An 18,448-nucleotide genomic window follows, 5' to 3' on the forward strand; every position below is an offset into this window, starting at 1 on the left:
GAGATGGCGCTTCCGCCCACAAGTGGATGTATAGCGCCAGGGGTTCGCACGGATGCGACTTCATCTCACTAGGAGGGCTGGAATAACCACACCAGCCTTGATCTTTTAGGCAAGCATCAGAGTACCAACGAGATTCTGAAATCGCCGAACTAGGTGAAAACAATAACGTCCATTTGCGACCGGGGAACTCTTACTCTCTCAAACAACAGAGCAGTTCCAGGCAAAGGCCCGGCGCCAACAACGCATCGTCGGGCTTAGCTTTCTTCAGCACGGCCACCGCCGCGGTGTTCGATACTCGACAATTAGTCATCACACATCGTCGGCCCGAGCCACCTCGAACACCATAAGAGGCTCGGCCGGGGTTCCCTCAAACCGGTTTCGCTCCCAGTCTCGCCACACATTCGCCACCCTGAGCCCCGCGTTCTCAAGGTCCGCTCGTATCTGTTCTGCGCTTCGGAATTGTAACTTCTGGTCACACTGAAGGACGGCGCCACTTTCCAGGAATTCATTGCGAACATGCATGACGACGATGCCGTCGGCGCCGGGCGGCTCGGTCACCAGCGACTCACGTAGCCTGCCTGCAGGAGTATCTCTCTCTGAAGGCATGTCGTTCCATTCTTTCCACGCTTCGCGGAGCGGATTGCGGGACTCAAAAAGCAACCGTCCACCACAGGTGAGTCCAGCCGAAATATCGGCGAGGGTGCGATGCCAATCGTCGCCGAGGATATGCATGGAAACATTGCCGCTCATAATCACCAGATCAGCCGAATCCGGTTCGATGCGACTACTCGTGCCACGCACCCACTCCACCCGATCGGAACCTGGCCGTTGCCGAGCGAAATTGAGCATGCTCTCCGACGGATCAATTCCCAGGATTCTTCTGCCGGGTGCTGCGAGCGTGACCGTAAGAATCCCCGTTCCGCACCCAAGGTCGACGATCGTTCGCACCTTAAGTCCATCGGCCTGGGCTCGGAAGAAGTCATGGTCCGGCCCGTCCGGGTTGTCGATGTCGTAGATCGCGACGAGTCGCGGATCGTCATAGCTCATGATCAGCGCTTTCTAACTGGAGAAGTTAATTCCGGGGCCATGTCGTTCACCCTCGCCCACGACGATTGGGCCGCTCGCGTGAGCACAGAACGACAAACTATATCAGTGTTATTCAGCTGACATTTTAGCTATAATTTATGGCACGTATCCGTATCGGATCCAGATCCGGATCCTGCCATTTCCCCAACCTCACTATGACGTTCCCGGCGAACCCATCTCGGTTCCCGGGGCTATGTATGTCGCAACGATGCGACGAAAAGAAATCATGGAAAAGTATTTGCCGGCATTGATGCTGGCACGACGGGCACGACCGTCATGATCTTCGACGACCAGGGCAACATCATGAGTAGCGGATACTCGGAGTACCGCACAAAGCACCCTCATCCCGGGTGGGTCGACCAGGACATGCACGAGCTGTGGGCAGGCCTCTGCATTGCCGCCAAGCAGGCAACCAGCCGGTTCAAGGGCGATATCTCTCAGGTCGTATCGATTGGCGTCTCCTCTCAGCGCGGCTCATTCGTTCCTGTCGACGAGAACTGGGATCCTCTTATTGATTCAATCGTCTGGTCAGATACGAGGGCAACGAAGGAAGCCCAGTGGATCAATAAGGAGTTCGGGCACGACGAGTACTACTCGATTACCGGCCTCAATCCGTCGGCTATCTGGGTTTACCCGAAGATCAAGTGGCTTAAGGACAACCGCCCAGAGGTTTACGAGAAGACCTGGAAGTTCGTGAACGGTCAGGAGTGGATTCTCCACAACCTCGGATCGACCGAGCTGTTCGCCAATCCTTCGGCGCTGAACTACAACGGCATGTTCGACATTACGACCCTCGATTATGCCCCGGAGCTGTTCGAGCGTGCGGGGCTCGACATGGATCTCATGCCGCCCCTCGTTCCGGACCTGCGCCGGGTTGGCACGGTTTCTGCAGCCGGAGCTGCGGCCACCGGTTTTGCCGAGGGGACGGTCCTCTCCCCCGGCGGTGGCGACCAGCAGTGTGCCGCTGTCGGTTCGGGCGTCAACAAGGCTGGTATGGCGGAGCTGTCGCTTGGCACTGCGGCCGTCATGGTGGCCCAGCTCGATGAAGCACCGGACATGGTGGAAAACCTGACCAGTGGTGTCTCGTTCGGCGCTCACGCTATCCCGCACCGCTGGGACATGGAGGGAACAGCCCATGCTGCGGGCGTCGTCCTGCGCTGGTGGCGCGACACCTACGGGCAACCGGAGGTCGAGGCAGCAAAGGCCCTAGATCTCAATCCCTACGACATCATCACCCTCGAGGCCGCCGAGGCCCCGATCGGATGTCATGGGCTCCTGTTCTTCCCGTTCTTCAACTCTCAGGCCAACCCGCACTTCCACGACAATGCTCGCGGCGGAATGCTTGGCATCACCCAGATCCACACCCGCAAGCATGCCGCTCGTGCCGTGCTCGAGGGTGTCATCTACGAGTTGCGCATGGCGGTGGAGGCCATGGAAGGTGCACTCGGCCGCCCGTTCGACACAATCCGCCTGTCGGGCGGGGGTGCGAAGTCCCTGTTCTGGAGCCAGATGCAGGCCGATATTTACGGCCGCCGGGTCGAACGCCTCAAGGTATCCGAATGCGCCGTCCTTGGAGCAGCAATTCTCGGTGCCGTTGGCGCAGGCGCACTGCCCGATCTTGACGAGGCGATCGAGAACATGGTCCATACTCACGGCTTCATTGAGCCGAACATGGCGAACCACGCGGTCTACACCGAGTACTTCCACGTGTTCGAGAAGGCGTTCCTCGCACTCGTAGAAGGAAACGTCTACAACGAGCTTGCGGAGGTAACTTCGCGCCACAGCCAGGGTACCGCGTAGGCCCGAGCGATAGGTCAGCAGCACTCGCCAATCAATTGCTTTGACATAGTCAAGAACCCACCCCAATAGCTGGAACAGCAAAGGGCCTTCCCGCGGAGATTGATTTCTCCAGCGGAAGGCCCTTTGCCATGCCGCCGCAGTTCATTCGGCTTCCTAGTTCCCTAGCCTCCTGGGCCACTAGCGGGAACGACCTGGTACGCGAGAGTGCGACGACTGACCGGTTCAGTATAGAAGGGCAACTGCCTTGTCGACGAGTTCTTCCAGGCGAACCACATCAATCTGGTGGGCGGTCGTAATAACAACTGCTTCACGATCGGGAACGATGACGAGCGACTGCCCATCCGTTCCGTGGCCAAAGAAGATCTCGTTCTTCTTGCCCAGCCAGAGACTGGAGCCGTAAGCCCAGCGTCGGAACAGCGGATTCGTTGGGGTGTCTTGCTCAGGCGTGAACTCGGTGAACTGCTTCATGCGCTCGATCCACTTGGGCGATACAATTCCCGCGCCTTCATAGAGCAAGACGTCACCGATCTTTAGGAGATCGTGGGGGTGCAACCAAAGCCTTGTCGCACCGGCAAGGTACTTGCCGTACCGCTCCCAGCTGTAATCGGTAATTTCCAGCGGATTGAAAAGAACTCGCTGCACGTAGTCTTCGAGATCTTCTCCAAGGAGTTCCTGAAGGACAACAGACAGAAGGTAGAACCCAGCATTCGAGTACAGGTAGTGCTTGCCGGGCTCGTGCACAATTGGAGCGTTGACGATGTAGTCAATGTATTCGGAGGGATCGAGGTGCCCGATATCCCCTCTCATCATCAGGACCTTGTCGTAACCGATCGTGTGGTTCATAAGGTGCTTGATCTTGACCCGCTCAAGCTTCTCGCGGTTTTCCTCATTCGTGAGAGTACATAGCGGCTCGAGTATGGGCCACACGGGAGTCTCTTCCGTGAAGTCATCCCGGCTCTCGACGATCGTGCCGAGGACAAGCGCCATGACAGTCTTCGACAGCGACCTAATGTCCGACGGCTCGGTTCGCCCGCCGAAGGCATGGAAGAATTCCCTGTCCGCCTGCTTGACCAGCAGGGAATGCATGTTGAGCTTATTGCCCTCCCCGTCGGTGGCTTTTTCGAAGAGATCAACGAGTCCGTCAAACTGCTGCTTGTCCATTGCACTCCTTGCATACGGCGATATCCCCGCCACCATACCAAGCAAGCTTACGCCCCGACTTGCTATGCACATTCAACGAGAACGCCTGCTCGACGGAGCAAGAATGGCAGGCCGCAGCCTGCCATCCGCCAACATATGTAGTCGTTGAACTAGGTGCTTAGAACCAGTTCTCAGCAAGCAACTTCAAAGAGCGTTCCCGCACGGCAGGATCGTAGGAGTAGGTGGTCGTGATGATTTCATGGGCCCCAGTTTCTTCGACGAACTCGTCGAGCCGACGGACCACATTTTCCGGGGAACCGACCGCTCTGATTTTGAGCATCGGGTTATCAATTTCCCGCGCCTGCTCGGGGTCAATCGGCGGCTGGATCTTCCGCTTTCGCCCCATAGCAGTGTCGGCGAACATTTGGAGAATGGTGGTGAACTCCCGCTCCGCTTCCTCATCGGTGTCCGCAACAAGAACGTTAATTCCAGCAAGAACGTAGGGCTTCTCGATCTGTGCGGTGGGGGCTTCGGTTGTGAAGGATTCCCGGTACACGGCAATCGCCTGGTTCACCTGGTCCGGAGCAAAGTGCGAGGCAATGGAGAACGGCAGGCCAAGCTGGCCAGCGATCGATGCGCCGTTTACGGTAGAGCCGAGAACCCAAATCGGCACGTTTGTTCCCGCGGAGACAGCAGAAACAATCGGCAAGGCCTGCCCCGCACCCCGGTCGCTAAACCACCCCTGCATCTCATAAATGTTCTGCGCGAACTCCTGCGGCTCAGCCGAGGACCTGCTCAGAGCCCGCGCTGTCATCTGGTCAGTTCCGGGCGCCCTACCAAGACCCAAATCAATACGGCCCGGGTACATCTGTGCGAGCGTCCCGTACTGTTCAGCAACCATGAGAGGTGCGTGGTTGGGAAGCATGACGCCACCCGAGCCAACCCTGATCCGCTCGGTCTCCGAGGCGGCACGTCCGATCAGGATGGAGGTGGCACTCGAGGCCAAATTAATAGTGTTGTGGTGCTCCGCGAACCAGAGCCGCGTATAACCAAGCGTGTCAGCAATCTTCGCAAGCTTCATCGAATCTTCGATTGCATCCCGGGGCGTTGCCCCTTCCGAAATGCCAACAAGGTCAAGAACACTGAGTGGTACGCGAGCCAAAAGGATTCCAATCGTCGATATCGAGCGCCGGCATTCTCACCGGCCACCTGTCCTCGGCCCAACCTATCGACAGTCCCCAGTATTGGCTAGGCTCCTTGCGGACAGCGGAAAAGTCCATTGTCAGCGGACATTATTACCCAAGCCCCGCTCCCGCCAGTCCCACTTCGTCCTAAGGACGACGCGGCGACACAATCGTGTCACCGCGCTGTCAGTCATCGGACCGCAAAAACCAGACGGTTTAGTCCTTTATAGGCTCATGTACTTTTCTGCGAGGGCAGCGCCTTCGCCAAGTGCCTGGAGCTTTGCCCATGCAATCTGCGAGTGGAGGCGCCCGCCGAGACCGCAGTCGGTAGAGGCGATGACGTTCTCGGGGCCCACGAGTTCCGCGAAGCGGATGATCGACTGTGCCACGGTCTCGGGGTGTTCCACGATGTTTGTGTTATGCGAGATGACACCGGGGATCAGCTTTACGCCCTCGGGGAGCTTCCGGTCCTGCCAAATCTTCCATTCCCACGCGTGGCGGGGGTTGGCTGCTTCGAAGCTGAAGCCCCCTGCGTTGGCCTCAAAGATCGTGTCAACGATGTCGTTGAACGGAACATCGGTGGTGTGCGGGCCATGCCAGGAACCCCAGCAAATATGGATACGCACTCGGTCGCGGTCAATGCCCTTAATGGCTTCATTGATCTCTTCGACTGAGTGACGAATGTACTTGAGGTACTCGTCGACGGTCGGCTCGGGATTGATCTGGTCCCACGAGTCGGCAAGGTCGGGTGCATCGATCTGAAGAGTATGTCCAGCATCGACGATCGCCCGGTATTCCTTATTGAGTTCTGCCGCCACCGCCATACCAGCATCGTGGCGTGACTCGTAGAAGGCGTTACCCATGGACGAGAGCATTCCGGGCGAGATTGAGGAGATAAATCCGCGGCCTTCGGCTCCCGCTCCAGACAGTGCTGCACGGAGGCCCTCGGCGTCAGCCTTCACAGCATTCTGGCCCGTGTAGGTGATCTCCTTGATGATTGCGGGCGCCGTCGGGCTGTCCAAACCAGCCATGATCCCCGCATTGTACGGATCGGCGAGATATGCCTCTTTAAATGCCTGGTAGTCGCGACGGTTTGCGTAGGTCGTGAGCTCCGGCTCATCGTACTTGCCGGGGACAGCATTCGGGTTCGGCATGATGCCGTTCTTGTGCTCGGCAAAGCCCAGGCCGTCGAAGCGGTGCCAGGCGTAGTAAACCCAGGCGGTCGGTTCAATTTCCTCGACCATGGGCTTGCCGTATTCACCATCGTTAATGATGTCGATTCCGGCGTTGATTTGGCGGGCAACAACGTCGTTGGTGTGGGCCTGCAGTCGCTCGTCGAACTCTGCTCGATCCAGCTCGTTGTTCTGAAGGGCAATGTTCTCAGCAATTAGCGCTTCGGGGCGGGGTAGCGAACCAACGTGGGTGGTGCGGATTCTATTAGCCATTCGAATTCTCCATTCGTCTCGCAATCGAGCCTATGTGGTTCCACCCAAATTTCTATCCCGGTCCATTCTTCGGAAACACGCCTGCGCGATTCAACGGATAAGTGTCAGCCCCATCAGCTAAGCGAGCGCCCGAACACCTAAGCGAGCACCCGATCAGCTAAGCATGGGCCTTATCGTAGGCTTCTTGCGACTGGAGAATGCCACCTAGTTCCCTTTCGACGATTCCCTTGAGATCACTGAGTGGGCTGGACAGTTTGTTTCCAAGCTCTGTGAGTTGGTAGTCGACGTGGGGCGGGATTGAACTGTGCACGGTTCGCACTACCGCCCCTTCACGTTCAAGCTGAGCAAGGGTTTGGGACAGCATACGGTCACTGACACCGTCCACGTGGCGGCGGAGCTCACTGAATCTCATGGGCTCACCGTTCTCCGATAGCGCAACGATGACGAGCGCACCCCACCTTCCGGTGACGTGATGAAAAACATCGCGAGATGAGCACATTCGCGAGAAAACATTGGGGTCCGGGAGCGAACCAAGGGTGTCGTCGTTGCTGGCCATACCCCCATCCTAATACTTCTTCACTAACTTCCAGTATTCACTTTCTTTTAGTTAGTGCTATTGTTTTCATGTTGGACTTTCCCACGACGTTAGGACAAGCATGAACTTCGCAGTTACTGGAGCAACCGGCCACCTTGGTGGTTTCGTTATTGATTACCTTCTTGAGCGGGGTGTGGCCCCCGAGGTCATTACCGCAATCGTCCGCGACGAGCAGAAGGCTGCCGATCTCGCAGCGCGCGGCCTGACAATCCGCGTAGCCGACTACGAGAACAAGGAGGCTCTCACGAAGGCACTCGAGGATGTCGATCGTCTGGTCCTTGTTTCCAGTAGCGAAGTGGGCAAGCGTTTTGCTCAGCACTCGAACATCATCGAGGCCGCTCGGGCCGCGGGTGTTTCTTTCATCGCCTACACGAGCCTTCTTAACCTTGATACCTCCGAGCTTGGCCTGGCTCCCGAACACCGGGATACCGAGAAGCTCCTTGCCGAGTCCGGAATTGACCACACGATCCTGCGTAATAGCTGGTACTGGGAGAACTACGCTTCCGCCCTCGACTCCGGACGCGCCGCGGGTAAGTTCTTTGGCGCTGCCGGTGCCGCGAAGGTTTCGGGGGCTGCTCGCCGCGACTACGCCGAGGCCGCTGCCGTTGTGGCAACAACGGATGGTCACGCTGGCAAGGTTTACGAGCTTGCTGGTTCCCCGAGCCTCACCTACCAGGAGATCGCCGACGCCGCGGGCCAGGTCATTGGCTCCGAGGTCACGTACGTGGATCAGTCCGTCGAGGAATACCGGGCCACTCTCGAGAGCTTCGGTCTCCCCACGGAAGCCGCCGCTGCCTTTGCGGGGATGGAGCCCGCTATCGAAAACGGCGCCCTCTACTCGGAGAGCACCGACCTTCAGGATCTGATCGGCCGCCCGTCAACATCCGCAGCGGACGCACTCTCCGCCTGACCTCAATCAAACGAGCCCTTCAGGGTTCTGTCCCTGCCCGGTGAACATTCGTCGGGCAGGGACTTGTGCTTTCTCATCCGCCCGGGCCGATCATCGCCACGTTGATCGACGTTTCCGCACATTGATGACCCTTTTGGAGATCTTCTGGAGCCTTTCCACCCAGTTTCGATTCTCGCAATCTCCTTTAGAAGCACTCTGTGGTCAGTCTTCGTTTGCACCATTCTTTGACGCGCTTCTAATACCACCTTTTGCCCGATGAGTCATTGATTATGGACAAGTAGACACTTTCTGGGAAAACACTTCGGATAGTTATGGCGGTCCCGCTAAGCTAAGAATTTCGCCGCTCCCTACTTGAAAAAGAACTATGTCTTCCAGAGCGAATAACTCAGAGATCACAGAAAATCAGGCACAGACGACAGATACCGGGCAGGAAAATCCCCGGAAGTTTATGCCGTGGCTTAAGACAGATCCGCTGATCTTTCTAGCCGCAGGCGGATTCATTCTTGTCTTTGTCGCTGGCACCATCGCATTTAGCGAGGGCGCCCGCCAGCTGTACGGCAACGTGTCCGGTGCCCTTATGGAGAACTTCGGTTGGCTCTATATTGGCGGCGTCTCACTGATCTTCATTTTCCTTATTGTGCTGTTTGTTTCCCCGTACGGGAACCTCAAGCTCGGTGACGATGGTGACGAACCCGAGTACTCCACTCCCGTATGGTTTGGGATGCTGTTCGCTGCAGGTCTTGGTGCCACTCTCATGTTCTGGGGAGCGGCAGAGCCACTGCACCATGCTTACAATCCACCGCGTGGCGACATGGAACCCATGTCGCAGGAGGCCATCACTCAGGCCTTCGAGTTCACGTACTATCACTTCGCGGCGCACATGTGGGTGGTCTTCACCCTGCCCGGCCTGGCGCTCGGCTACTTCATTTACAAGAGGAAAATGCCGGAGCGGATGTCTTCCGTGTTCGCTCCGCTCCTTAAAGGCCAGATCTACAGGTGGCCCGGCAAGCTCATTGACGCCGTCGCCATCATCGGCACCACGTTCGGTATCGCTGTTTCGGTTGGTCTTGGTGTGCTCCAGATCAATGCTGGCATGAACATCATGTGGGATGTGCCGATCGCCTCCCACATTCACCTTGCCATCATTCTTCTCATCACCGTCGCCGCCTGCATTTCCGTCGGCACCGGCCTCGACAAGGGCATTAAGATCCTGTCGAACATCAACATCGCGCTCGCCACCGGGCTCATGATCTTCGTCCTGCTCGCAGGACCAACCCTCACCCTGATTGAGCAGAGCGTCGAATCCTTCGGCATTTATGCTTCGTCACTCCCCGAGCTCATGTTCTGGGTTGACAGCCACAACGAGAACCCAGACTTCCTATCCACATGGACGGCGTTCTACTGGGCATGGACGATCTGTTGGGGCCCCTACGTGGGGATGTTTATTGCCCGAATCTCCCGCGGTCGCACCATCCGCGGCTTCATTGGCGGCGTCCTTGGGCTAATCTCAGGCTTCGTTCTCATCTGGTTCTCGATCTTTGGCCGCGCTGCCCTGGAAATGGAAAAGGACAATCCGGGGGTTCTCACAGAACCCGTAGTCGAAAGTGGCCGAACCGAGATGGCGTTGTTCAGCCTGCTCGAGCAATATCCCGCCTACGGCCTGGTCGGCACAATCGCACTCATCGTGATTGTTGTCTTCTTCATTACCTCAATGGACTCCGCGGGGCTCGTCATGGACATGTTTGCCACCGGCGAAGAGAACAAATCACCCACGATCTATCGCGTCGGCTGGGTGGTTGGAATCGGCGCCGTTACCGCAGCCCTCCTCCTCATCGCACCCGATGATGGCATCACGGCAATCCAGCACGTTGTCATTATCGTGGCATTGCCGTTCTTCCTCATCGAGTTCTTCATGATGTGGGCGTTACTCAAGGCAATGAGCGAAGACCGCGCAGCCGAAGCCCCCGTCAAGACAAGGCAGTGGGATCGAACGTTCGACGCTGACGCTCTCGAAGAGGGCGCTAGCAGGCCAGCACCCGGATACGACGAGGACGGCAATCCGCTCCCCGAGCCAACCTGGCAACATGAGGATGGTGCCTGGTTACTCGAAGGTGACATCAAGGTTGCTGGCGACCTAGCAGTCGGCGGCGAGATCGACGAGACCTGGGAAGGTCCCGAAACCGACTCCGAATCGGACACCGATCCCGAGTTGGAATCCGAGACCAACCCCGAACGGTCTACGCAGAAGGACTAGGTTCACTCACCGCTGTCCCCGGGTAGCCTCACACAGGCACCCGGGGACATCCCTTTCTTAGCGGCACAATCAGGGTCTGCCTCCCCCACTATCAATCACCACCACGCCTTACGTGTCGTCACAGTGGCAGGGTGACGACACCTGCATCGCTTCCACACACGGTCCGCTGTAACCGGGGACTCGGCCTTTAAATGTGGTTACTTTTCGGAACTGTCGTTGCCGTGGTCATCATCGGCCTTATCGGCAGCGAAGCTCCCATCGATGCTGTTCTCATCACCTCGGGAGCCACGGCCGCCCTCATCCTTCTGTGTTACGCACTCTCACCTCGCGTGACCATCTCTATCGCCGAAGGAACGGTCCGGAGCAAGAAGGGGACCTTCCCGTTCTCCGCCATAGCGGAGGTCCGGTTCATTCACTGGTCGCGCGCCGGGCACTCAGCTGAGTTTTTTAGGGATGACGGAAAGAGGCTAGCCACCGTCGCTCTGACGAGAACCGTTTTCGCCACCGCAACGACCGAACCGTGGATAGCACTACGTCACGTGGTGCGGGCCGCGGCCTCAGCACGGATAAACCGCCCCAAAACGAAGCCCCTACCGCCTCCCGGATCCATCAGCCCTCTCCGGTTCCCATTGAACGTTAAGATCTTCACTTTAGATCACGTACTCCACATTCTTGATGCTCAGATCAATTGGGTCATGGCTGGGAAGAAACCCAGCAGTCAGAAAGCCCCATTCGCAACTCTCTCCCGGGCCGTTGTTTACATGGGATAACCAGACTCATCAGCACTAACCTGGCAGATTATGGAGCAGCGGGCAGCTGTCATACCTTAGCCCGTGCTTTCCGAATCGGCGCTCGGTTTCACGACGTACCGGCACCGACACACCCAGGCACCGACCGCTTTCTCCAGCATCACGAAGCCCCGGGACGGAATCATGCTGTTCCGCATCCGGGGCTCTGTTGCAATTTAATGGTCAGCTCAACACTGACGCAGTTACATCAGTCCCCGAACGCCGCTTTCATGCAGCGCATTGCGGCAAGCGTCTTGGGTACGCCGATGTAGGGCATGAGGTGGACGAAGCACTCGGCAACCTCTTCCTTGCTCATTCCGGCAACATCAACAGCGGTCTTGATGTGGCCGGTAAGCTGCGGTTCGACGCCTCCCATGGCGGCAAGCGCTGCCATGTTCAACATCTGCCGGTCACGTAGCTCCAGTCCTCCACGCTGGTAGGTGCCACCAAAGACGGCTCCAACAACCCAGTCGGACGATCCGGGAGCGAACTCATCCAGTTGCTTCTTCCAGGTTTCTGCGCCTTCGGGTGTCTGAGTCTCGGCAACAAACTGGTTGCCCTCATCCATACTTAGTTCCACTGTTTCCTCCTGGAATACGGCTCATTAAGTCCCCGCCATGCTAACAGTCGCTTCTCTCGCCCAGCCGCTGCACCGTTCGCACTTTGCTTGCTTTGTTCTCATCTTTTACAACTCACTCTCGATGTCATTGGCAGCCTGCACCGGGTGGATCGATCTTTACTTCCCTTCTTCATTGGATTGCTCTCTCCATTGAATCTCACCCACACGCTCCTCGTTTTCGGTAAAAATGGTTTGTGTCTTTTGAAGAACAGAAAGCCCTGGAGCGTGCGCACAAGATGTGGAACGGCGTGCTGTTTACTGTTGGCCTCGTCGGCGTCATAGCCCTCGTCATTGTTCTGCTTGGCGGGGTGGCTGGATATCCGGGCAACGTCCAGCACATCATGGGGCAAAGCACCAAGGCCACCGCAACCGTCACAAACATTCAGAAAGTTGATTTCTGTACTCGTCGCAACCGGGATCAATACACCCTGACGTGGCAAGAGGATGGAATGAGCAGGACCGAGACGGTTGGGAGATGTGGGGACCCGTGGGACGTCGGAGACAAACTGACCGTCTGATCCACTGAGGCTGAGCCCTACACCGAAAGCCCATGGGTGATGCGCTCCATGATCGTTCTCCTAACCACTGCCCTAGGGGTAACTGGCTGGCTTGCTTGGCGGGGCCGCAAGAAAATCAAAAAAGCCGCCGAGAGCGCTCTGAACGGGACGTGGCAACCGCAGGTCTATTCAACAATCGGTTTGCCTGGCGCCAGGAATTTCCGAATGAATCCGCCCCGCCCAAACCGCAACCGAGTATCCGACTGGATCCGTGTCCTTTACAAGCCCGAAGGCGAATATCAGATTCCTCTCGATGTCCCCGGCACCCTTTACATTGACGGTTTCCAGGGCGACCGCCCGAGCGGCCTGTCCCTCCACGAGACAGCTGATGGGCGGCGGGTGTGGCGCTGGCACGGTCGCATGAGGGAACAGAAGCTCCGCTAACCGGAAATGATTTGACCTGCGTTTGGTTCCGACCAGTCGCCCTGCCACTGGGTTGGCGCCAGAAGTGATTCTGTTCAGCAGAGTAGGCCACTTCAACCTCGAGGGGTGTTTGGTATCCGAACGCGCCGTGGAGTCGTTTGTTGTTCCATATGCCAGGTAGCCATTCCCAGGGCCTGGAGAGGAAGGATATCGGCTTTAACCGTCGAGGCACCATTCCAGTTTAAGTGCCGAGGCGACAATCCAACCGGCAATATGGCGCGCGAAGACTTCGTTGATGAACGACACGCACGTAAACTCGGACCAGGTCGCGGCGTAGTTGTCACAGACGTAGGGCTGGCTGGACCCGCAACAAACTGACGCTCGGCAAAACCGGAGGGAAGATCGAGCTTCAGATCAGCAAGTAACGTGATCGTGCTAAGCAAGTTCAGCAATACGAGGATTAGCCGGGAAGTCTATTTCGGCCGTGAGAGCATCGGGATTGCCCTCAAGCCCAAAGGTACTGAGCACGATTTCTCGTGGGATGTAACCGCACACAAAGGCATCGAGCACCGCAGAGCCATAGCCGCTACCACCGAGGGCACGCTGATCTGGCAGTCCGGGATACAATTGACCGCTTCGTCCCCAGAAGACTCAGACCGTTAACGTCTCATTGCATCGGGCCGGGCCGTCACGCATCAGGAAGGCAAAGTTGCTGCGCGCCAACGCTGTGCGCGCAGAGTTCGCCAACGGATGGCACCTCAGAACTGTTTTCTCGAATCACTGACGCGTCAAACCAAGCAAGCGGACTCGTGCCCGCCGAAACTTAATCTTCGAGGACGTAGCGGAGGGTCTCCACAACTTGATCAGTGGTCTTGCACCAGGCTTGCGCGCCACCATCAACTTCCTTGAGTGCATGCACAATATCTTCATCATGGAGCGTGATGTAGGGGGTGCCGAGAGCGGCGCAGTAGCCAGCATCGAATGCCGCATTCCACTGCTTGTACTTGTCACCGAATCGGACGACAACAAGATCAGCCTTTTCAATCAAGGTACGGGTGCGGATCGCATTAACCTTCGCAGACTGGTGGTCACGCCAGAAGTCACTGGGGGTATCACCGAGATGATCACCCGCCGCATCGCTCGCAGGATGGTCGGTCACCGGTGCAGTGAAGACAACATCGAGTCCTGCCTCTTCCGCACCCCGGCGGACTTCCTCACGCCAGTCACTGTGGATTTCACCGGAAAGGTACACGTTAAAAGTCATGACAGATACTCCCCTCAGTAGCTTTGAACGGAATTGTTCGTCCTTCTTCAACCATCCTATAGATAAGAAAAAGAGACACCACCCTCTCAGCCGCCCGCTAAGCCTCGACGCTCATCATTACTCAATCGGAATCGCGGAACGTCATTTTGTCTGGAATAACTCCAAGCCCGACGCTCGCACTGCCGATTCTATGGCTTCGGGGACAAGCTGGAAGTATGCCCACTTCCCCCGCTGTTCCCGGACAACAAGCCCAGCGTCGACCAATTGCTTCATGTGATAGGAAACCGTCGGTTGACTAAGCCCAACCGGTTTTGTCAGATCGCAGATACAAAGCTCAGATGGAGCCGCGTCTGCAATCATTACAAGGAGCTTCAGCCGCGTCGAATCACCGAGTGCTTTAAACACGCGAGCAAGCCGGTCCACATCAGCATCATCACGAACACGGTTGGGCACAGGAGCACAGCACTCCCCCGAATCGGCAGACGCAACTGGTAACTCGGCCCGCACAGTCATGGCTCCACCCTAGGTCATGTATTGAAAATCTTCGATACGTCTTGCATGGTTAATACATTAAAGCTTTTCGATAGGAGGCTCATAGTGACGGAGCCAGGCACCGGCATTACTCGCGAGCAGGTGCGCGACGCATATGGCGCGCTGGCTGTTGCCGCTGGCCTAGGCAATCGCATTAGCCTATCTGTCGCGGACATACGCCAATCATGTTTCACACCTGTCGAAGAGACCTCCTACTGCACACCGGTCCAGGAGACATCCTGTGGTGTAGCGGTTCAAGAAACGTCCTGTTGCACACCAGCCGAAACCACCTCCTCTTGCGATAGCAATCCCGCGGTCACCGCAGGTTTCGGCTCTTCCCTCTACCGCGCTGATACACAAGGAGAAGTTCCTGCGGATGCGCTCGTAGCTTCCTTGGGATGTGGAAACCCAACCGCGGTAGCCGAGTTGCGGGAAGGAGAAACCGTTCTCGACCTCGGTTCCGGTGGCGGACTTGACGTTCTCCTCTCAGCGCGTCGAGTTGGAGAGACCGGCTTTGTCTACGGGGTCGACATGACGGACGAAATGCTTGAGCTTGCTGAAAGCAACAAGGCCAAAGCAGGAGCAACAAACGTCAAGTTCCTCAAAGGCATTATCGAAGACATACCCCTACCTGACAGCTCGGTGGATGTGGTGATTTCGAACTGCGTCATCAACCTGTCTATCGACAAGAACGCCGTCATGACAGAGATGTTCCGCGTGCTGAAACCCGGCGGCCGAATCGGCATATCCGACATTGTTGCCGAGGATGATCTCAGCTCCGCCGAACGCGCCGATAGAGGATCGTACATCGGCTGCATCGCAGGTGCACTTTCCAGGTCCGAGTATCTCCACGGACTCAAGCAATCTGGCTTCGCCGTTGCCGAAGTGATCTTTACTCACGAGGTTGCAGAGGGTATGCACGGGGCAATCATTCGCGCCACCAAACCTGGAGAGAACGATTAACCCAGCATCAGAATTCCGCACTTCGGCCTCTCGTACCACGTTCAATACCCCTACCTCGGATCTCGTTGACCATTCTCGAATGGAGCCCATCATGACTGAAATACAGAAACCATCCGTTCTGTTTATTTGCATAAAGAATGGCGGTAAGTCGCAGATGGCGGCGGCTCTCATGCGTCACCATGCCGGTAGCGCCATTGACGTTCATTCCGCCGGCACTGTTCCCGGAACCTCACTTAACGCCATGTCCGCCTCAGCAATCGAGGAGGTAGGGGCCAGCATGGATGGCGAATACCCCAAGCCGATAGACCCCGCTCTGCTACGAACGGTGAACCGCATCGTCATTATCGGAAACGAGGCGAAGGTTGAGCCCGTTAGTGACATGGTCGGTACGATCGAAACGTGGACCATTGATGAACCATCCGAACGTGGAATCGAAGGTGAAGAACGCATGCGCCTGGTTCGCGACGAGATTAACGAGAAAGTGCATCGGCTTGCCGGAGAGCTTGCATCCACATGAGTTTCCCGAATGGGACGACCCTTACAATATGCTCAAAAGTAGGGAACACTACCTCAGGTTGCCCGGCACAGGAGAGTGAGACGAGGAAACCTTGACTCTCTGATCACCGTTTACATACTCAACCGCCGAATCTCTACCCTCGGCCTTTAGGTTTCGACGAATCGTTCCAATCAACGCAACATCGACTTCACGAGCCTCGACTATGGATACGTGTCGTTGAACTAGCTCTGCATCTCACAGACATTCTGCGCGAACTCCTGGGGCTCTGCGAAGGTGCGGCTCATAGCCCCGGCTTTCATCGTGTCGGTAGCTGGTGTCCGACCGGGCCGAGATCGGTCCGGTCGGGGAGCGCGTTCGCTAACAGGCCGCTGTCGCAACACGGTTCCCATTTCGACACCGCAGGGCAATCGGACGGGGAGGCAAGGCGAGATCGACAGCACGGACCAGTACCGTTCTGCACGATCAGGACCCAAGCCCGCACTGTTCGAGTTCACGTCGGAAGCCGATGAGATCGAGGCTATCGCCGGCCTCATCAGGTCGTGGACGGAAAGCGACAACGGAATCCATGTGGGCGTTCTCGCCAGAACTAAGGCTCTCGTCAACAAGGTCGTCAACGGCCTCGCCGATCACGGAATCGAGATCGAGCTGTCGGACGATCGAAAGGCAGATGGCTCAATCGTTCAGGTGATGACCATGCACAGCGCGAAGGGTATGGAGTTCACGCACGTCGTCCTCATCGGTGTCGGAGCCAACGTTCTGCCGCAGCGCTACCAGCTTCAGGGCCTCGCCGACGCTGAAGCGGACGATGCTCGTCAACGCGAAAGATCGCTCCTCTACGTCGCGGCATCACGCGCCAGGGACCAGCTCGTCATCACCACCCACGAGGAGCTGTCAGAGTTACTGCCCACCTGATTGGTCAATGCAGTCGCGTCCCGGTGGAACCGCACCACGCTTGAGCACGTCGACCAAGGAAGGCGACCGCTGACCCGCCCTCGGCAGATCCGCACGCCGCAGGCTACTCGGGACCACTCTCACGGGATCACCGGCCCTCAATCGTGCACAGGTCCCAATCGGAGATTCCGCTGCGCGCCGACGGATCGAACGACAGTTTGCGCCTGCCGAAAGACCTCTTCCGCCTGCCTGATGGCGAGGATCCTCGCCGCACCTTCGGCGTTGACGGAACACTTCCCTCGCCGTACAGTTATCTGTACAGGAGGATGACATGAAGACAATGAGTTACACAGAATCACGAGCTCGGTACGCTGAGGTCCTCAACAGCGTCACGGATGACCACGAGGAGGTGGTCATCACCCGAGCTGGCCACGACCCGGTGGTCATCCTCTCACTCGCCGACTATGAGTCTCTTCGTGAGACCGCTTACCTCATGCGCTCACCTGCCAACGCTCGTCGCCTGATGGACTCCATGGAACGACTGGAGGCTGGCAGGGGTCAGGAGCACGATCTGTCCGAAACGGACTGATCGTGCTCCTGATCTGGGACGAGAACGCATGGGATGACTACCTCTGGTGGCAGATGCAGGACCGGAGAGTTCTCAAACGAATCAATCAGCTCCTGAAGGACATTGAGCGGAATGGGAATGAGGGGATAGGCAAGCCGGAAGCGCTTAAGCACAGCCTCGCTGGCTATTGGTCCCGCCGCATCAACAATGAGCATCGGCTCGTCTACAAGGTCACGGGCAACGAGATCCGCATCGCCGCCTGTCGGTACCACTACGGCTGATACTGATCGGCGCCGGTCTCCAGTCAGCCAGGTGCGCGCAGACGCGTCACCGGCGATGCTCGGCGACCGACGCGCGATAATTCTCGATTTCTCTGGTCCTCCGCTCGCTGTCCCAGTCGAGCTCCCCTATCAGCTCATCCGCAATTCGGTCGATGCTGTCGAGCCCGCCGCTCTCGTCCCAGAAGAACAGCGACTTCCGTCGGACGAGCAGATCTTCGAGCGTTGCGCACATCTCCTCGCGCACGCAGTAGCGGACCTCTGCCGCCGACAGTCCCCGCGGTCCGAGGGCCTGCCGAGAGTCCTCCTCTGCCTGCCAGATGGAGAGGATCTTCGCCGCGTTCGACCCGTAGCGATTCACCCACGAGGCGGCGATACCCTCCGGCACGCCGAATCGGATCGCGTTGCGCCGCGCCGCTTCGGCCTGGCGCAGGTTCGCCCCTGATATAGGGATGAGGCGCGATGTCGACTTGGCGACGGCGAAGCCGTTCTTCTTCACAGCACGGTCGACGAACTGCTTGGCCATGAGCCTGCTCGAGGTCAGCTTCCCGCCGGAGATCGTGAGCATACCCGTGGGACCCTCGGAGATGAGATGCTCGCGCGAGGCGCTGCCCGTCGACGTGCCGGGCTCTGATGCCACGGGGGGGGGGTGCCCCTATGTTGTGTGTCAAGCGGCGAGGGTGGTTTCGGGGATG

The 18,448-nt window shown here is 57.6% G+C and carries 22 protein-coding genes; 12 read left to right on the forward strand and 10 right to left on the reverse strand.

The annotated features are described in order from the left end of the window. Positions 1-309: 309 nt before the first annotated feature. The gene (locus ACTHUY_RS10870) at positions 310-1,047 is read right to left on the reverse strand and encodes a class I SAM-dependent methyltransferase (protein WP_441678805.1); all 738 of its coding nucleotides are present in this window, start codon (positions 1,045-1,047) and stop codon (positions 310-312) included. A gap of 285 nt (positions 1,048-1,332) precedes the next feature. On the opposite strand from ACTHUY_RS10870, the gene ACTHUY_RS10875 reads away from it, so the two are divergent. Beyond that, a complete protein-coding gene (locus ACTHUY_RS10875; RefSeq protein WP_441678837.1) occupies positions 1,333-2,886 on the forward strand; it encodes an FGGY-family carbohydrate kinase in 1,554 nt (517 codons plus the stop codon). Between the two features lie 222 nt (positions 2,887-3,108). On the opposite strand, the gene ACTHUY_RS10880 is transcribed toward ACTHUY_RS10875, so the two are convergent. From ACTHUY_RS10880 to ACTHUY_RS10895, 4 genes are all read right to left on the reverse strand, one after another. Then, the gene (locus ACTHUY_RS10880; protein WP_441655494.1) at positions 3,109-4,047 is read right to left on the reverse strand and encodes a serine hydrolase domain-containing protein; all 939 of its coding nucleotides are present in this window, start codon (positions 4,045-4,047) and stop codon (positions 3,109-3,111) included. 157 nt (positions 4,048-4,204) lie between these two features. Further along, positions 4,205-5,188, reverse strand: a complete 984-nt coding sequence (locus ACTHUY_RS10885; protein WP_441678807.1) for an LLM class flavin-dependent oxidoreductase — start codon at positions 5,186-5,188, stop codon at positions 4,205-4,207. A 246-nt stretch (positions 5,189-5,434) separates the two neighbouring features. Then, positions 5,435-6,655, reverse strand: coding sequence for a cobalamin-independent methionine synthase II family protein (locus tag ACTHUY_RS10890; RefSeq protein ID WP_441678809.1), 1,221 nt, complete (start codon positions 6,653-6,655; stop codon positions 5,435-5,437). A gap of 157 nt (positions 6,656-6,812) precedes the next feature. Beyond that, a complete protein-coding gene (locus ACTHUY_RS10895) occupies positions 6,813-7,211 on the reverse strand; it encodes a winged helix-turn-helix transcriptional regulator (RefSeq protein ID WP_441678810.1) in 399 nt (132 codons plus the stop codon). A 100-nt stretch (positions 7,212-7,311) separates the two neighbouring features. On the opposite strand from ACTHUY_RS10895, the gene ACTHUY_RS10900 reads away from it, so the two are divergent. From ACTHUY_RS10900 to ACTHUY_RS10915, 4 genes are all read left to right on the forward strand, one after another. After that, the gene (locus tag ACTHUY_RS10900) at positions 7,312-8,160 is read left to right on the forward strand and encodes an SDR family oxidoreductase (RefSeq protein WP_441655498.1); all 849 of its coding nucleotides are present in this window, start codon (positions 7,312-7,314) and stop codon (positions 8,158-8,160) included. 364 nt (positions 8,161-8,524) lie between these two features. Further along, positions 8,525-10,414 carry a BCCT family transporter gene (locus ACTHUY_RS10905; protein ID WP_441655499.1) on the forward strand — a complete coding sequence of 630 codons (1,890 nt, stop codon included), beginning with the start codon at positions 8,525-8,527 and terminating at the stop codon, positions 10,412-10,414. A gap of 191 nt (positions 10,415-10,605) precedes the next feature. Continuing rightward, complete coding sequence (locus tag ACTHUY_RS10910; RefSeq protein WP_441678812.1) at positions 10,606-11,184, forward strand: hypothetical protein; 579 nt, start codon at positions 10,606-10,608, stop codon at positions 11,182-11,184. A gap of 63 nt (positions 11,185-11,247) precedes the next feature. After that, positions 11,248-11,382, forward strand: a complete 135-nt coding sequence (locus tag ACTHUY_RS10915) for a hypothetical protein (RefSeq protein WP_265936830.1) — start codon at positions 11,248-11,250, stop codon at positions 11,380-11,382. 28 nt (positions 11,383-11,410) lie between these two features. On the opposite strand, the gene ACTHUY_RS10920 is transcribed toward ACTHUY_RS10915, so the two are convergent. Further along, positions 11,411-11,782 carry a carboxymuconolactone decarboxylase family protein gene (locus ACTHUY_RS10920; RefSeq protein ID WP_441678815.1) on the reverse strand — a complete coding sequence of 124 codons (372 nt, stop codon included), beginning with the start codon at positions 11,780-11,782 and terminating at the stop codon, positions 11,411-11,413. A gap of 233 nt (positions 11,783-12,015) precedes the next feature. Between ACTHUY_RS10920 and ACTHUY_RS10925 the strand changes: the two genes are divergently transcribed. Both ACTHUY_RS10925 and ACTHUY_RS10930 read left to right on the forward strand, forming a co-directional pair. Next, the gene (locus tag ACTHUY_RS10925) at positions 12,016-12,339 is read left to right on the forward strand and encodes a hypothetical protein (protein ID WP_441678817.1); all 324 of its coding nucleotides are present in this window, start codon (positions 12,016-12,018) and stop codon (positions 12,337-12,339) included. A 204-nt stretch (positions 12,340-12,543) separates the two neighbouring features. Beyond that, entirely contained in the window at positions 12,544-12,762 is a 219-nt protein-coding gene (locus tag ACTHUY_RS10930; RefSeq protein ID WP_441678819.1) for a hypothetical protein, read from the forward strand. Positions 12,763-13,176: 414 nt separating this feature from the next. On the opposite strand, the gene ACTHUY_RS10935 is transcribed toward ACTHUY_RS10930, so the two are convergent. From ACTHUY_RS10935 to ACTHUY_RS10945, 3 genes are all read right to left on the reverse strand, one after another. Then, positions 13,177-13,368, reverse strand: coding sequence for a hypothetical protein (locus ACTHUY_RS10935; protein ID WP_441678821.1), 192 nt, complete (start codon positions 13,366-13,368; stop codon positions 13,177-13,179). A 196-nt stretch (positions 13,369-13,564) separates the two neighbouring features. Next, on the reverse strand, positions 13,565-14,005 hold the full coding sequence (locus tag ACTHUY_RS10940; RefSeq protein WP_126704843.1) for a YtoQ family protein: 441 nt from the start codon (positions 14,003-14,005) through the stop codon (positions 13,565-13,567). A gap of 141 nt (positions 14,006-14,146) precedes the next feature. Continuing rightward, positions 14,147-14,518, reverse strand: a complete 372-nt coding sequence (locus ACTHUY_RS10945) for an ArsR/SmtB family transcription factor (RefSeq protein ID WP_441678823.1) — start codon at positions 14,516-14,518, stop codon at positions 14,147-14,149. Between the two features lie 84 nt (positions 14,519-14,602). Between ACTHUY_RS10945 and arsM the strand changes: the two genes are divergently transcribed. The 5 genes from arsM to ACTHUY_RS10970 all read left to right on the forward strand — a co-directional run bounded on the left by arsM (position 14,603) and on the right by ACTHUY_RS10970 (position 17,756). Further along, the gene (gene arsM / locus ACTHUY_RS10950) at positions 14,603-15,499 is read left to right on the forward strand and encodes an arsenite methyltransferase (RefSeq protein ID WP_441678825.1); all 897 of its coding nucleotides are present in this window, start codon (positions 14,603-14,605) and stop codon (positions 15,497-15,499) included. Between the two features lie 91 nt (positions 15,500-15,590). Then, positions 15,591-16,016: an arsenate-mycothiol transferase ArsC gene (locus ACTHUY_RS10955; protein WP_441678827.1), complete on the forward strand. Its 426-nt coding sequence runs from the start codon at positions 15,591-15,593 to the stop codon at positions 16,014-16,016. A gap of 300 nt (positions 16,017-16,316) precedes the next feature. Beyond that, positions 16,317-16,928 (forward strand): 3'-5' exonuclease, encoded by a 612-nt coding sequence (locus ACTHUY_RS10960; RefSeq protein WP_441678829.1) that lies wholly within the window; start codon positions 16,317-16,319, stop codon positions 16,926-16,928. 310 nt (positions 16,929-17,238) lie between these two features. Further along, complete coding sequence (locus tag ACTHUY_RS10965) at positions 17,239-17,496, forward strand: type II toxin-antitoxin system Phd/YefM family antitoxin (protein ID WP_441678831.1); 258 nt, start codon at positions 17,239-17,241, stop codon at positions 17,494-17,496. Between the two features lie 2 nt (positions 17,497-17,498). Beyond that, on the forward strand, positions 17,499-17,756 hold the full coding sequence (locus ACTHUY_RS10970; RefSeq protein ID WP_441678833.1) for a Txe/YoeB family addiction module toxin: 258 nt from the start codon (positions 17,499-17,501) through the stop codon (positions 17,754-17,756). 46 nt (positions 17,757-17,802) lie between these two features. Here the strand turns inward: ACTHUY_RS10970 and ACTHUY_RS10975 are convergent, their stop codons facing one another. Next, positions 17,803-18,393, reverse strand: a complete 591-nt coding sequence (locus ACTHUY_RS10975; RefSeq protein ID WP_441678835.1) for a glycerol-3-phosphate dehydrogenase C-terminal domain-containing protein — start codon at positions 18,391-18,393, stop codon at positions 17,803-17,805. Between the last annotated feature and the right edge of the window lie 55 nt (positions 18,394-18,448).

The organism is Flaviflexus sp., assembly GCF_052087705.1.
Classification (GTDB): Bacteria; Actinomycetota; Actinomycetes; order Actinomycetales; family Actinomycetaceae; genus Flaviflexus; species Flaviflexus ciconiae.